Origin of the sequence: Anaerotignum propionicum (assembly GCF_024461735.1) — a bacterium.
In the GTDB taxonomy this organism is placed as follows: Bacteria; Bacillota; Clostridia; order Lachnospirales; family Anaerotignaceae; genus Chakrabartyella.
Genome location: NZ_JANGAD010000007.1, coordinates 1 through 15,149 on the forward strand (window position 1 = coordinate 1; position 15,149 = coordinate 15,149).

The window sequence follows — 15,149 nt, forward strand, 5'->3', positions numbered from 1 at the left end:
AGTAGATGGTTGCCAGATTTCAATTTTGAAAGAACTGCTGTGGCAGTTCTTTTTTATATTGTAAGAGTAAAGTCTAAGTAATTAGGTTGGTTTTTTTGAGTGGTGATAATTGAGAATAAATTGGAATCTAATTATGTCTTACTCTGATACTTGGAATTCCCATAGTTATACTCAATTAGGAAAAGAAAGCCCTAGAAACAACCCAAAATTGTGGTTATTATCAGGGCTTTTGCTAAAAGAGAAAGTATGAGCAAATCTTTACGATTAAAATGATAGGTTTGATTTTTGTTTAATTATTTTACAGACAAAACGCCTTCATTGTTACTCTCTTGTGTTTGTACATAAGATTTTTGTATGGGAAAGGATTGTTTTTTCGTCTTCAAAATTCTTAGCCAAACATATGAAACAAGTAACACTAGATATATTTTTGCTGATAGAAAAGCTGTGGCTACTCCGTAGCCCTGAGCTAAATTTGATACTGCGCTACCATCAGGAATTGTGGTTGCTTCCCATAAATCCGTTCCGAAGCCTGAAAAGTTAGAGAAACCCCACCCTAAATTGATGGCAATACCAAACACACAAATTAAAACCATCAGAGGTACACTTGTGTAGGTTTGAAGTTTTTTCCAGTCCCTTGCAGAGATGCGTTTTCGTGCGAAATGAAAAGATGTAATCCAGGGGATAAAAATAAGAACCAGTAAAATAACACCCAGAATGGCATAAGAAAAGAACAAAAATACATTCATATCGGTTAAGTTCTCCCAAGCCCATTTCATTGTGGGTAACCTCATTACACCGTGGCCAATCAGAAGAAGCCCCCCTATGATAGACATTTCTTTACGGATTATAAAGAGCTGTCGCACAAATTTCCATTTGGGCAATACCCCGATAAACATAACAATCATGATAAATGCTAACCCAATAACAGTATCCAGTGCCAGGGAGTGGGGAAGCCAAAGGAGTTCCCACCAGATGGTCTCACCAATCTGATCATAAAGATTTACATTCATAAGATTTAAAATTCCATAGGTGCAATACCAAAAAAACATAAGCCCAGGATAAATGTAAAAAATGGTACTATGTTTCTTTATGGCATTCTTAAATATGTAGATAAATAAAAGGGATAAAGCCAACCCTTTCAGGATATCCGGGACACCTAGCCAGAACAGGTTGTTTATGTAATTCAGTACTTTCATTTCATTTGACCTTCTTTCTCTCGCAGAAATTTTATAATATACTTACAATAAAGTTAGTTGCAACTAACATAATAAGGAATTCTTCTCTATTTGTCAATTATTAATTTTTATTTTTAGCCAGTTAAAGATCTAAGGCTTAAGCACTGAAAATTTTATAACTTATGGAGAGTCTAAATGGGTAGCCGTGTTGGTTTAGTTTTTTTGTAAATTGAACGAACAACAATTTAGAATTGCTTTGGTTACACTTTTTTTTTCAAAATAATCTATAATTAGAGAGATTTGAGATTTGCTAAATGAAATAATGGATATGTTGCTTGTATTTATTTTAGTGCTATCTTTTTCTGTGCAGTTGTAAATGAGAATTTTTTTATTTTATTCTACGTAAATGAGAAAGTTAAAAAATTGGATTGACAGTTTTAAAATAATATAGTAATGTTAGCCTTGCCTAACTATTAAGGGGAAAGGTTTTTGTTACCCTTGCCATGTGAGTGTAATGATCTATTTTAAAGGAGGAAGTTATGAAGCAAGTAAAAAGAGTTTCAGCAATATCCACATTGTTTTTGTTTGCATTTTGCGTACAGGTTTTTGCAGCAGAAACTACAATTGAAGATATGCCTGTAGGGTGGTCGAAAAGTGCAGTTGAGCAGGCTGTTAGCGAAGGGTGGCTTACAGCGGATGAAGGTAAAATATATCCTGAAAGAGCATTAACCAGAGCAGAACTATCTGCAATAGTTAACCGTATTTTTAATACTGAAATGCTTGCGGATATTGACAAATATGCAGATGTTCCAAAGGGAAGTTGGTACGAAAAGGATATGGCAAAAGCAGTAAAGATGAAAGCCCTGGTGGGAGATGGAGACAGTCTGTATCCCCAGAATAAAATTACACGCCAAGAGGCATTTTCTGTGATTTGCCGTGTTCTAGAAATGGGCGAAGGTGATACCAGTGTTCTAGAAAAATATGCGGATGGTGCAAGTGTTGCGTCATGGGCAAAAGGTAGTATGTCAGCTATGGTTGAGCATGGATATGTTCGAGGTTCTGGAAATGAGTTGCGTCCCAGCGCAGAGATTACCAGAGAGGAATTTGCACAGCTTATGACGGTGATTGCTGATTCTGTTGTGACATCGGCGGGAGAATATACTCAAAACTATGCAGGCAATGTACTAATCAATTGCCCAGGAGTAACGATGAAAAATGCTGTTGTGCAGGGTGACTTAATTCTCTGTGATGGTATTGGCAGTGGTGATATAGCATTAGAGAATGTCACGGTTAATGGCCGTCTAGTTATACGAGGTGGTGGTAAAAACACAGTTAAAGTAATTGCATCTCAAATCAAAGGGGATGTAATCATCAATAATGTGAATTATCCTATTCATCTTTCGGCTGATGATAAAACCCTTCTTAAAAAAATAATTATCAAGAATGAAGTGTATTTAGATGGAACCATAGAGAATGTTACTATAGCTAATAAAGCAGAGGTAACGCTATTAGCTGGAGAAATTCAAAATCTAGACCTTCTTTCGCCTGCGAATAGTTCTAAGATTATTGTAAAGGAAGGCGGGGAAATTAAGTCCGCAACAGTGTATGCAAAAAATGCAGAGTTTTCTGGGGATGGAAGGATTGAGGCTGTATTGGCAAAGGCATCTGGTATCTCTGTTATGACCCATGGTACGAAAGTAACAGCAGAAAAGGGCGAGAATATTATAGCCGGCAATGTTACTGTCACAGAAGGTAAAACAGTTGTTGTGGATATGGGTCAAAAACCAATAGCTAAGGACACAACAAATAAGAATAAAAGTGGCAGCGGTGGTAGTGGAGGGGGATCCACCAAGCCAGATCCTGGAACAAATCCGGGAACAGATCCAGGGACAAATCCGGGAACAGATCCAGGGACAAATCCTACAACAGAGCAATGGATCGATGCTTCTAAAACGGGAATTATGAAGGTTGACTTTGCCAATTATGCAGTGGTTGCTTTACAACTAGAAAAAATGAAAGGTGAAAATCCATCTGAATATACGTATTATGTGAATGGACAAAAAATAGATGCCGAGGAAATCAGCGTAGTTATGAAATCAAAAGATAATACAATTATGGTTATCAAAATGTTATTACAAAACAATTCTGATACACAAACTTTGAAACTGGTGAAAGCTTCCCAACATGCAGAAGTTATTTTAACCAATTTGCAATAAAAAGAAAGGAGTTATAACGTGAAAAAATATATAGCAATATTACTTGCCACATCATTTTGTATTACCTCGAATGTAGATGCTTTCGCTGCCACGTTAGAAGTTTTTGGCACAACAAAAATGAATTTATGGGATGTGTATCTTACAGAAAATGCAAAGGAAAAACCAGATGCAATCAGCACAGCAACCATAGATGCTGTAACACAGGCAACGTATAGTATTTATGATAATAAGCCTGTAGAGATAGATACAGCTGTGGATTTGGGGTTGATTGCCGATGCGAAAATTTTAAAATATAACGGTATTAGTAATGATATGGTGAATCGTATCATCTCCACCTGGGAAGAGGGCTATCGCATTCCTCTTTTAGGACAAGGTTTCAATTCTTATGAAACAAATGAACTTACAAGAAAAGTGGTTCGATATACGGATGCTAAAGGTAAAAATTTTGTTTTTTCATATGATGATATTGCTAATGCCAATCCCAGTGGACAAGATTTTACATGGGAGAAGTTTGCAAAGGAACAATCCCGGCAAAGCACAACAACAGCACCACATAGAGCCAAATATTTATTGAATAATGGTAATTTCGGAAAGCGTGCTTTAGTAGATGATACTTCTGGAAAAAATCCACCACTGCTTACCATGGATGAGGAGTATAGCAACAACGCTGCTGTAAAAGGGAAGTTTATAAAACTGGATTTTGAAAATGATGCTGACTGGGCAAATGCTGTTTATGCCATTAAAGTTAACGAGAGCGGATTGATTTACGGAGATATGGATACGGCATTTGGATATAATGATGCAGCAGGAGATACTACCTTTTTAAACGGCTCCAAAAAGGCGGATAAAAGTAAAATACTAATTCGTTTAAATCAAAAATTTAGATTGGGTAAGAACAAGCTAACCTTTATGGCAAATGGCTATCAGGATGCCGAATATACATACACCTTATCGGAATCTTTATCGGATTATCCATGGTTATTAGAATTTAAAGCTGTGAATGAAACCAAACAGGATGAACCTTTGGAGAATAGTACCATTATGCAGGGTGATATCATTCGTATTAATGTATCTGGTGGGGATTACTTTAATAAATTCGACAGAATTTATATTGATGGCAAACTTTTGCCTGCTGAGAGTGCTAGCAATTCCAGTCATTTGTCTTATTATAAATATGGAGATGGTGGGAAAACCCTTTGGGTTTATACCAGTAATCTTACACCTGGGTTACATGAACTCCGTTTGGCAAAGCAGAGATATAATGACTTAGAATATTTCTTCACGGTAAGTACAGAAGGAATGAAAGAACTTCCCACATTAACCCTATTAGACAAAAACGGGGAACCAGCTACCCAGAATTTCTCCATAAAGGGCTCCCCAATTGTACTAAAGGGAAGTATTCTAAGTGACTTAAAAGAATGGTATGGAAAAATTGGAGATATTTTATATTCTGGGCCAAATAACGAAGTAAACAATATAACAGATGCAGTGCTGGATGAAGCCAACCAAACAATTACTTTAAATGCATCCAGCATGCAGTATTGGAATAAAGGGGGAGAACATTCTTTATTAATACGTTCTTCCGGTTATCCTGAATTTAAGCTTTCACTGAAAAGAGGAAATGCGCTACCCGAAAGCAGTGCAATGACTTATCGTGCAGAAGATGGCTATGTAATCATATCTTCTGATTACAGCTATATTGCAGTTGAAAATTTGAAGGCAGTCGTGATTAATGGAGTGGAGTATGCCCCTAGTCTATTTGAAATGAAAACAAGCTATGGTGCTCCTTCCACATTGACAATTCCATCGGAATATTTTGAGGCGGATACACAGGCGATAGTTAAGGTTATATCCAATGGCTACATGGATTTTTCATCTACCATTTCTATACCAAAAGAGCATAGTAAGAGAAAAGAATCCCCTCAAATACAGGCTGAGGTTGCCAAAGTGATTGTGAATGGCACCATTGATGCCGTTCTTCATTCATATGAAGGGGAACAGGATTGGAAAGATAAAATAACCAAAGTAACTATGAGAAAACCTTCTGAAACCTCAGGAAGCGGAACGAATATTTCCTTAAATAAAATAGTGAAAATGGAAAATGAAAAGTTATCCATTTCTTTAGTCAGCAGTGGATTACGGGCAGGGACATATGTGGTGAGCATTGATGCCACAGGATACACAACAGCCACATTCCCTATAGAAATTGGGGATGCTGTCCCCGGTGAAACAATGTATGAACTAAATCCAGATGGAAGCGTAACCATTACCGTAGGTGGCAATAGCAGCACCTATGTAAAAAATATTGCCGTTAAAGTTGATGGGCAGGAAGTGATAGGTTCTGCTATCACAAAGGCAACAAATGCATTTACAATCTCAAAAGACAATTTCACAGAAAAAAGAGCGCATCAAGTGCTTCTAACTTCCACTGGGTATATGGATAAAACCATAGAGGTACAGACAAATGTGCAGGAGACTCCAGAACTGAAGCTTAAAGGTGTGGTAGACACATCAACGAAAAAATTATCGGTAACCTTTGCAGATAATGAAGCTTGGAGAAAAGCAATCACTGGGGTAGAATTTGTTAGAAACAATGGAGGTGGTATAAGTGCTGCTTTAGACGGTGCAGATACCCAAGGGGAATTAACCATTAATCTTGGAACCATGTATACCGCAGAAAAATATATCTTGAAGATTGCTGCAACAGGATATCGTAAGGCGTTTTTAGAGGTGCCTGTTTTAAATGCCCTTCCAAGTGGTACTACCTATGAGTTATTGTTAAATGGAAATGAGCAGGAGACCAAGATTTCTTTAGGAAGCAGTAGCTATGCGAATGCCATTACTGAAATCAAAATTGGAGATAGAGCATACAAAAAAAATGATGATTTTACGATTTCAAGTAATATAGCCACAGTTAAGGGCGGGCTTTCTGAGGGAACTACAGAGGCAAAGATTATTGCAACAAATTATCCTGATCAGGTTATTCAGATAGAAAATTTATCAATACCATCAGAAAGCATAGTCTTGCCAGAAGTAATCTCGACAAAAGCAGATTTTGTGATTGGTTCTAACGACCATGCTTGGTTAGATGCAATTCGTTCCATTACCATAGGATCTACAAGTTTTACTTCCGACAAATTAAAGAAGGAAAATGGAAAGATTATCATTGGAGCAAATGAATTGAAATATTTATATGGCACAGGAAAGAGTGTTCAAATCACCGCAGATGGGTATCGCAGCATATTGTTTACCAATGTTACTATATATGATAAATTGGCTGACGAGTATTCCCGCGAAACCAAGTGGACGGAGCAAGGCTTAGAGATAAACCTGAAAGAGATAGGGAGCAGTAGCTATTACTCAATTAAAAAGGTGTTTGTTGATGGAAATGAGATAGAATGGGCAAAGATAACAACACCCAGCTATAGTAATAACTATACACTTGTGATTAAGCCAGAGGTATTTGCTCCACTGACTGGGCAACGGATTTCTATCAAGATAACAAGCTATTCAGCATATACGCAAGATATTGACTTAGTGGTTGATGTTGCATTGGGAGCAGAAGAGAATATAGAAGAGCTTGAGGGGAAAAGCTTTCTTTTAGATGAGAAACAAGCTGAAGAAAATAATAAGTCATTGGAAAATGATGAAATTCAAGCTACAAAAGAAGAAGAAGCTACAAAAGAAGAAGAAGCTACAAAAGAAGAAACTGCAAAAGAAGAAACTGCAAAAGAAGAAACTACAAAAGAAGAAACTGCAAAAGAAGAAACTACAAAAGAAGAGAATACAAAAGAAGTAACTAAAAATGAACCCCAACAAGCGTTGGAAAAAGATGTAGACAAGTCATCAGAGAATACAGAAGATACGGTGAATACTGCATTAGAAGAACTTGCCCAAGATGTTCAGCATACATAATGCATGGGAAGGGCTTTAGTGAGTCCATAATGCCCCGTAAATGAAATAAACAGTTGCAAAACAGAAAACCCTTGAAATAAGATATCAAAAGTTATTTCGAGGGTTCTTTTTATACAATTCCCATTGAATATAGTGTTTTTATACCATGTTCCTATGAAGTGTATTCTATTGTAGATATATAAATTACATTGAAGAGTTAAATTTTGCTTAAATACGACAAGTATTGGAAAGTATATTAACAAAACCATCATTTTGGTTTATGATTAATACAAATAATTAAATATATAATATGTTAATTAAAATGGAAAGGGGAGTGACATATGCATTGCTTGAAGAAAATCACAGACAATTTAACTTGGGTAGGAGGAAATGACCGACGTTTGGCAATGTTTGAAGGTGTATATTCTGTGCCGGATGGAGTTTCTTACAATTCCTATCTGATGATGGATGAGAAAACGGTTCTTTTTGATACTGTAGACAAGGCAGTGAGCAGAGTTTTTTTCGAAAACCTAACTGAAGTGTTGGGAGAAAGAACTTTGGATTATTTAGTGGTTCATCACATGGAGCCTGACCATTCTTTTACATTGGAAGAGGTTGTACTACGATATCCAAATCTGAAAATTATCTGTAATGCCAAGATTTTGACAATGATTAAGCAATTTTTTGACTTTGATATTGATTCCCGCGCCATTATTGTGAAAGAAGGGGATGAGATATCCGTAGGCAAGCATCAACTAAAATTTTATATGGCTCCTATGGTGCATTGGCCAGAAGTTATGATGACGTATGAATCTACCGACGGAATTTTATTTTCTGCAGACGCCTTTGGTTGCTTTGGGGCGCTGAATGGTGCTATTTTTGCCGATGAGGTTGATTTTCAGCAGAATTATATGGGGGAAGCTAGGCGATATTATGCAAACATCATTGGGAAATACGGTGCGCAGGTTCAAGCAGTTTTAAAGAAAATAGTTCCTTTAGAAATTCGCTTGTTATGCCCGTTACATGGGTTTGTTTGGAGAAAAGATATTGATATATACATTGAGAAGTATGACAGATGGAGTAGCTATACCCCAGAAGAGGAGGGGGTAGTCATTGCATATGCCTCTATCTATGGAAATACAGAAAATGCTGCGGAAATACTTGCTTCACGTTTGTGGGATATAGGGATTAAGGCAATCATGTTTGACGTATCCGTCACCCACGCATCGGACATTATAACAGCAGCATTTCGTTACAGCCATTTAGTATTTGCTTCGACTACCTATAATAATGGGATTTTTGTAAGTATGGAAGCACTAATATTTGACATTGTTGCACATAATCTGCAGAACCGGACGGTAGCGATCATTGAGAATGGGTCATGGGCACCCAATAGTGGCAAGCTAATTCGAGCAGAGCTAGAAAAATGTAAAAATATGAATATTTTAGAGAACCAAGTAAGTATTAAGTCAACCTTGAAAAAACAGCAATTAGCTGAACTTGATGCTATAGTTGATGCAATAGCGATGACTTTAAAATAAAAAAGGTTTTTAGATTTGGTAATAAATTTTTATCAGATATTGTTAAGTGAAACAATTAAATCTGAAATTTTATGTTTTGCTATCCTAGGTTTTTCTTGTAATAAAATGCTATATATGGTATATTTAAAGCAGAATTTTGCAATATATTCTAAAATAGAAGATGAGGAGGGCTGAATTTGAATTATCAAACGCTTATTCTAAACACAAAGTCTGTAAGAGACTTTAAACAGGATGTTGTAAAAAATGCCGATTTAAAAATGATTAAGGATTATGCAAACGATTGTAAAAGGCTGGTTTCTTCTATAGATTTCGAAGTTAGAATTATGTCAAACAGTGAGGTATATCTTACCTTAGATGGAATTGCAGGATACAAAGGGCATATGGTTGAGGCGCCGTCGTATATGGTATTATTATCTGCCGTAACAGATGGTTACATTGAAAATGCCGGATATATTGGACAAGAACTGATTTTCAAAGCTACAGAAATTGGGGTAGACTCGTGCTGGGTTACATTTACTGATGCTAAAGCAGTAAGAGAAAAGTTGAATCTTGTTTCAGAAAAAGAAGTTGTTGGAATTATCGCATTAGGTTTTGAAGATAATAAAGCAAAAGGCGTTAAAACTACGCTTAATTCTGCTTTTAGACTTGGTCTGGACGAAATTGTTTATTTGAATGAATGGGGGAAAGGTGCTGACAATACCGCTTTGGAAGAAAGAGGTATTTTGGATGCTTTTGCATTTGCGAGATTGGCCCCATCTGCTTGGAATAAACAGCCATGGAGATTTTTAATTCATGGAGAAAATGTTATTTTGGCAGTGAAAAAAGGAGAAGAGTTTTATTCTTACGAAGAAAAAATTGCAGCAGGCGCTATTATGTTATATTTCCAAGCAATTATTGACAGCACGCTATTTCGCTTAAGCTGGCATTTGGGAGAACCTGCTAATTTTGCTGCAATTCCAGATGATTTTAAAGTGGTTGGTTATTGTAATTTATAATTTTCTTTGAATAATGGAACCATTCAATGGGAAATATCTCAAAGAAAGTTTAAATTTAATAAAACCAATACCCAAAAGGGATTGGTAAGTTTAATGTTTGAGAAGGAGATGATATCATATGAAAAAGTATGAATGTACAGTTTGTGGTTATATTTATGATCCTGCAATTGGAGATCCAGATCACGGCATTGCCCCAGGCACACCCTTTGAAAGCTTGCCTGAAAATTGGGAGTGTCCCTTATGTGGTGTTGGGAAATCGGAATTTGAAGTAAAAGAGTAATTTACATTATAGAAAATTGATTATAGCCCTAGGCGTTAAAAAGCCTTGGGCTATTTTTTATAAAAGAAAATGATTAAATCCAATCTATGAAAGAAGAAAACCTCGATATTATCTTATATAAGGTTAAATCGAGGTTTTTTTCTCGGAGATAAAGTACCTGAAAATTTCCACGAAACTATAAGAAAATTCAAAAAGCGACTCTTTTCTGAGTCGCTGATTCATATATATTTGCTTTATGTGGATAATTTATAGTGATTTTAAAGTTGCATTTTTAAGTGGCTTCAGGCAGAAAAAAAGTAAAAATTGTGCCCTTATCTACACTGCTTTCGGCAATAATCGTTCCATTATGTTTTTCAATAATCCATTTAACCATAGAAAGACCTAGGCCTGAGCTTCCATTCGTATTACTTCGGGATGGATCAACCTGAAAAAATCGGTCCCAAATTTTATCCAAATACTCGGGAGCAATGCCAATACCGTTATCGGAAATTTTGCCTTGCACTTTTCCATTAACCCGTTGCAGAGAAATTTCCACCAGACCATCTTGTTTACCATATTGCACAGCATTTGATAGAAGGTTTATAAGCATCCTCATAATTAGGGTTTGATCTGCACGAATAAAAATATCATTTTGAATATCTTCATTCATTTTGATATTTTTTCTGTTAGCCACTATAGACATTTCTTCAATAACAAGTTGTACCGTTTCACTTAAATTGATTTTTTCAAAATGAATTGCTTGCTTATTATTGTCAGTTCTAGCCAACATAAGCAATTCGCTTATAAGTTTAGACATTTTTTTCGACTGGCGCAAGATTACTTCAAGGGAAGTTCTCTTTTCCTCATTATCCTCCTGTGATAAGAGGTATTCGCACTGGGAAATGATTACTGCTGTTGGTGTTCTTAACTCATGTGAAGCATCTGCGGTAAATTGTCGTTCGTTATCAAAAGATTTTTGTAGACGCTCAAACATCTTATCAAACGTCTCTGCAAGAACAGATATTTCATCATTCGTAGAACTGTTACTGTCTATTGCAATACGCTTTGATAAATCCATACCCCCTGATATTTCATTGGCGGCCGATGTGATTTTTGAAACAGGGGCAAAGGCCCGCTTTGTAATGAAATAACCCCCTAAGGCTGAAAAAAGGGCGATAAACGGAAAAATAATTAGCGTAAGCTTTATCATGGATGCACTTGCAATATGTTGGGAGCTTACGGGGATAATTCCTCGTGCCCAAAGGTTATCATGTCGTTTAAAGGTTATAAGGTAATCATAAACATAATATTCTGTATCGTTGTTTTCAATTTTTTGCAGTCTCTTGTCTTTAAATTCTACAGAAGTTGCATCTATTAGAAGTGAGTTCTTTTTACTGAAGCAAACATTGTTGTCTGTGTCATAGATAACCACATTAACGCCTTTACGCTTGCCAAAATCGGGGCTAATTTTGATTCCCTTCGCATCATAGTTCACAGATTTAGATGCTAATTCTACTGCATTTGTAAGGCGCATACGCAAAATAGAATCGGTCATTTTGTTAGAACTTATGATTAGTACAGTTATAAAAATTGCGGATAATACAGCAACAAATACAGTGTACCAAAGTGTTACTCTTAGTTTTATTGATAGTTTTTTCATATCATTCCACCCTTAAAACATATCCCAAATTTCTTATGGTATGGATTAGTGCGACATCGAAGTCCTCATCTATTTTTTTACGAAGATACCGTATGTAAACCTTTATCACATTGCTGCTACCGTCATAATCATAATTCCAGATGTGCTGTTCAATTTTTTCTTTTGAAAGAACAATACCTTGGTTTCGTATCATATATTCCAAAATAGCAAATTCTTTGCTGGAAAGATTGATATTTACATTTCCACGCTGAACCTTATGTGTATCACAGTCCACTGTAAGGTCTGCCAAGGTAAACACGTTAGATACACTTTCTGTTTTTCGTCTTATCATTACTTTTATTCTTGCTAGAAGTTCATCAAATGCAAATGGTTTTATAAGATAATCGTCAGCACCACAGTTTAATCCATTAACCCTGTCCTCAATGCTGTCTTTTGCCGTTAACAAAAGCACAGGAGTTTTAATTTTGTTACTTCGAATTCTCTTAAGTACATCAATGCCATTGAGTTTTGGCATCATGATATCAAGAACAACTGCATCATAATCGGTTAGGCTAATGAAATCCCAAGCATCTTCACCATTAAAACAGCTATCTACACCATAATTTTCATTTTTAAGTCGTTTTACTAAAATCTCGTTTAGATCTCTTTCGTCTTCTGCTATCAAAATACGCATGCGCAAGCACCTCCTGCACAATCATAATCAATTATAGTTAAACCAAAGTAAAAAAGGTTAATCAACTTTAACTATGACATACCATGCTGTTTTTGTAAATATAAAAAATTTCCCCTTTAACCCCTCCTTAACATTAGTCCATTATTATCCCTTTAACAACAACAAAATAATAAAGAATGTAAATATATTAATTAAGGAGTAGGTAAAATGAAGAGAAATTTAAGTATAATATTAGCTGGAGTACTTGCGATTTCGTCAACAGTAACTAGTTTTGGTGCAAGCTTTGCAGATATTAATGATGTGCCATGGGCAGGTGCGGCAACATATATTAACAATGCGGCAAGCCTTGGACTTATGGTGGGTGAGGAAAGTAATGGCAAGGCAATTTTTAGAGCAAGAGATTCTGTAACTCTTTGTGAAACGTCACAGATTGTCTATAATCTACTTAAAACTGCGCAAGGTATATCGGTTTCTGGTGATGTGGTTACAAAGTGGACCTCTGTGATGGCGAGCTATAATATTCCAACATGGGCGTATACCTCGGTTGCTTATTGCCTGGAGAATTCTATTATTTCTATCAACAGTATTTCTAGTTTCATGGGTTCTAACGGAAAAAGCAATGGTGCCTCCAGAGAAGAGGTTGCAACAATGATTGGGAAAGCTTTGTGTTTGGTAGATAGTTCCCTTTCAGCTAGCAGTACATCAACCTCATTTAACGATAATGCAGACATTTCATCCGCATCAGCAGGATATATTGCACTTCTTTACAACAAAAGCATACTTTCAGGTGATGATAACGGAAATTTTAACCCTAAGAAAACGATTAATCGTGCAGAAATGGCTGTTTTAACAACAAATAGTTATGATGCGCTGAAGGGCAAATCTGCTAACCCAATGTCTACTGCAGGAACTGCTTCGGCATACGTGTCAGCTGCAATTACATACGGAACTAGTATTTTCCTTTCCTTTTCAAGCGGTATGCCAAAAACCAGCTATACAATAGACAATACTGTACCGATAACATACAAAGACGGAACAACAGCATTAATCAAAAATATTGCCTCGGGTCAGCTTTTAACAATGACGTATAATGGGGATTTGATTACAAAGGTAGTGATAGAGGAAGTACCATCAACTGCTACAACATCCACGTCAGCTACAACTCTGTCAGGTACAATCAACTCTCTTTCTTCTACAAAGATTAAGCTATCCGGCAGCAGTACTTATTATTATATTGACGAGGATGACATCTCAATCACATTAGATGGTGACGACATTGATTTAGATGATTTGATTGATGCAAAGGATGATGATGATATTTATGCTAAGCTAACAATAGACAGTGATAGTTATGTTACAAAAATAAAAGCAACCACAGAAGAAGATGATGATGAAGGTACAATCTCATCGATAACAACAAGCAAAATTAAGCTTACCAATGGATCATACTACTATTTTGAGGATTCGGATGATGTGGATGTTACTCTAGATGGTTATGATGCAGATGTAGATGAATTAATAGACGCTGTAGATGACGGTGATACCATCTATGTTGAGCTAACCTTAGACAGTGATGATTATGTAACAGACATTGAAGCAACCACAAAAGATGTAGAGGAAGATGAGGGAACGATTTCAAAGATAACAACAAGCAAAATTAAGCTTACAGATGGAACAACTTATTATTTTGAGGATGCTGACGATGTGGATGTTACTCTGGATGGAGATGATTCAGATGTTGATGAATTAATAGATGTTGTGGATGATGGAGACACGATCTATGTTGAACTTACCATTGACAGCGATGATTATGTAATAGAAATAGAGGCAACAACTGAAGACGACAAGGGAACAATTTCAAATTTAACAACAAGTAAAATCAAGCTTACAAATGGAACAACTTATTATTTTGAGGATTCGGATGATGTGGATGTAACTCTAGATGGTTATGATTCAGATATTGATGAATTAATAGACGCTGTAGATGACGGAGACACCATTTATGTTGAACTTACCTTAGACAGCGATGATTACGTCATAGAAATTGAAGCCACAACTGAGGATTGATAAAAAACAATAAATAAAAAGGGTGCAATTTAAGTATAAATTGTACCCTTTTGTTATGTTTAGGAGGCGTGTTGCTGTAAAAATAAAAGGTTGTATAAATCATAAACAGTTTTTAATCTAAATCACTAATTCAGTTAGAAGAATTCCATAAATAGGTAGTTGCAAAATGGTGACATTATTTAGAACCTTGTCTCATTTTATAGTTTTCTGGCGTGCTTCTTATGTATTGTAGTGTATAAGGTAAAAGAGAGAAAACCCTCGAGACAACCAGAAAAAATTATTTATTTAATGTTTTGATGTATTAATATGATATAATATAAAATTATTACTTTTATCATATGAGAACATCATAAGTAATGCAAGACTTTTCAATAAACTTTTTTTCATAAAATACACTATTTAATATTTATTTGCACATCTGAATTATACTAAATTTGTAAAATTTGTTCATATTTATAAATTTACAAAATATTATAAATTTATATTTTACAAAATTTATTTAGTAATAATTTTATACACTTATCTAAAAAGGAACAGTAAATGGTACTGCATATTATAGATTATCAATATAAAGGTAAAAGCCAGAAGGAGCATTTTTATTTATTACAGATGCCCTTTCTTTTTAATTGGATAATTATATTAAATAACAACAATGAGTGAGAACTCTGT

Annotated in this window: 9 protein-coding genes; 6 read left to right on the plus strand and 3 right to left on the minus strand. The window is 35.6% G+C overall.

Annotated elements, in window-relative coordinates:
- Window positions 1-293 precede the first annotated feature (293 nt).
- Complete coding sequence (locus NE558_RS09915) at window positions 294-1,196, minus strand: hypothetical protein (RefSeq protein ID WP_256149892.1); 903 nt, start codon at window positions 1,194-1,196, stop codon at window positions 294-296.
- Window positions 1,197-1,714: 518 nt separating this feature from the next.
- Between NE558_RS09915 and NE558_RS09920 the strand changes: the two genes are divergently transcribed.
- The 5 genes from NE558_RS09920 (at window position 1,715) to rd (ending at window position 10,101) form a co-directional block, all read left to right on the plus strand.
- A complete protein-coding gene (locus NE558_RS09920) occupies window positions 1,715-3,391 on the plus strand; it encodes an S-layer homology domain-containing protein (RefSeq protein WP_256149894.1) in 1,677 nt (558 codons plus the stop codon).
- Between the two features lie 18 nt (window positions 3,392-3,409).
- Entirely contained in the window at window positions 3,410-7,306 is a 3,897-nt protein-coding gene (locus NE558_RS09925) for a hemoblobin-interacting domain-containing protein (protein WP_256149896.1), read from the plus strand.
- 320 nt (window positions 7,307-7,626) lie between these two features.
- Window positions 7,627-8,826 (plus strand): FprA family A-type flavoprotein, encoded by a 1,200-nt coding sequence (locus tag NE558_RS09930; protein ID WP_256149897.1) that lies wholly within the window; start codon window positions 7,627-7,629, stop codon window positions 8,824-8,826.
- 176 nt (window positions 8,827-9,002) lie between these two features.
- Window positions 9,003-9,821 carry a nitroreductase family protein gene (locus NE558_RS09935; RefSeq protein ID WP_256149898.1) on the plus strand — a complete coding sequence of 273 codons (819 nt, stop codon included), beginning with the start codon at window positions 9,003-9,005 and terminating at the stop codon, window positions 9,819-9,821.
- 118 nt (window positions 9,822-9,939) lie between these two features.
- Window positions 9,940-10,101 (plus strand): rubredoxin, encoded by a 162-nt coding sequence (gene rd, locus NE558_RS09940; protein WP_066052173.1) that lies wholly within the window; start codon window positions 9,940-9,942, stop codon window positions 10,099-10,101.
- A gap of 271 nt (window positions 10,102-10,372) precedes the next feature.
- Here rd and NE558_RS09945 read toward each other — a convergent pair whose 3' ends face one another.
- Together NE558_RS09945 and NE558_RS09950 are read right to left on the minus strand one after the other, a co-directional pair.
- Window positions 10,373-11,740 (minus strand): sensor histidine kinase, encoded by a 1,368-nt coding sequence (locus tag NE558_RS09945; protein ID WP_256149899.1) that lies wholly within the window; start codon window positions 11,738-11,740, stop codon window positions 10,373-10,375.
- A gap of 1 nt (window position 11,741) precedes the next feature.
- Entirely contained in the window at window positions 11,742-12,413 is a 672-nt protein-coding gene (locus NE558_RS09950) for a response regulator transcription factor (protein WP_256149900.1), read from the minus strand.
- Between the two features lie 207 nt (window positions 12,414-12,620).
- Between NE558_RS09950 and NE558_RS09955 the strand changes: the two genes are divergently transcribed.
- The gene (locus tag NE558_RS09955) at window positions 12,621-14,480 is read left to right on the plus strand and encodes an S-layer homology domain-containing protein (RefSeq protein WP_256149901.1); all 1,860 of its coding nucleotides are present in this window, start codon (window positions 12,621-12,623) and stop codon (window positions 14,478-14,480) included.
- The last annotated feature ends 669 nt before the right edge of the window (window positions 14,481-15,149 follow it).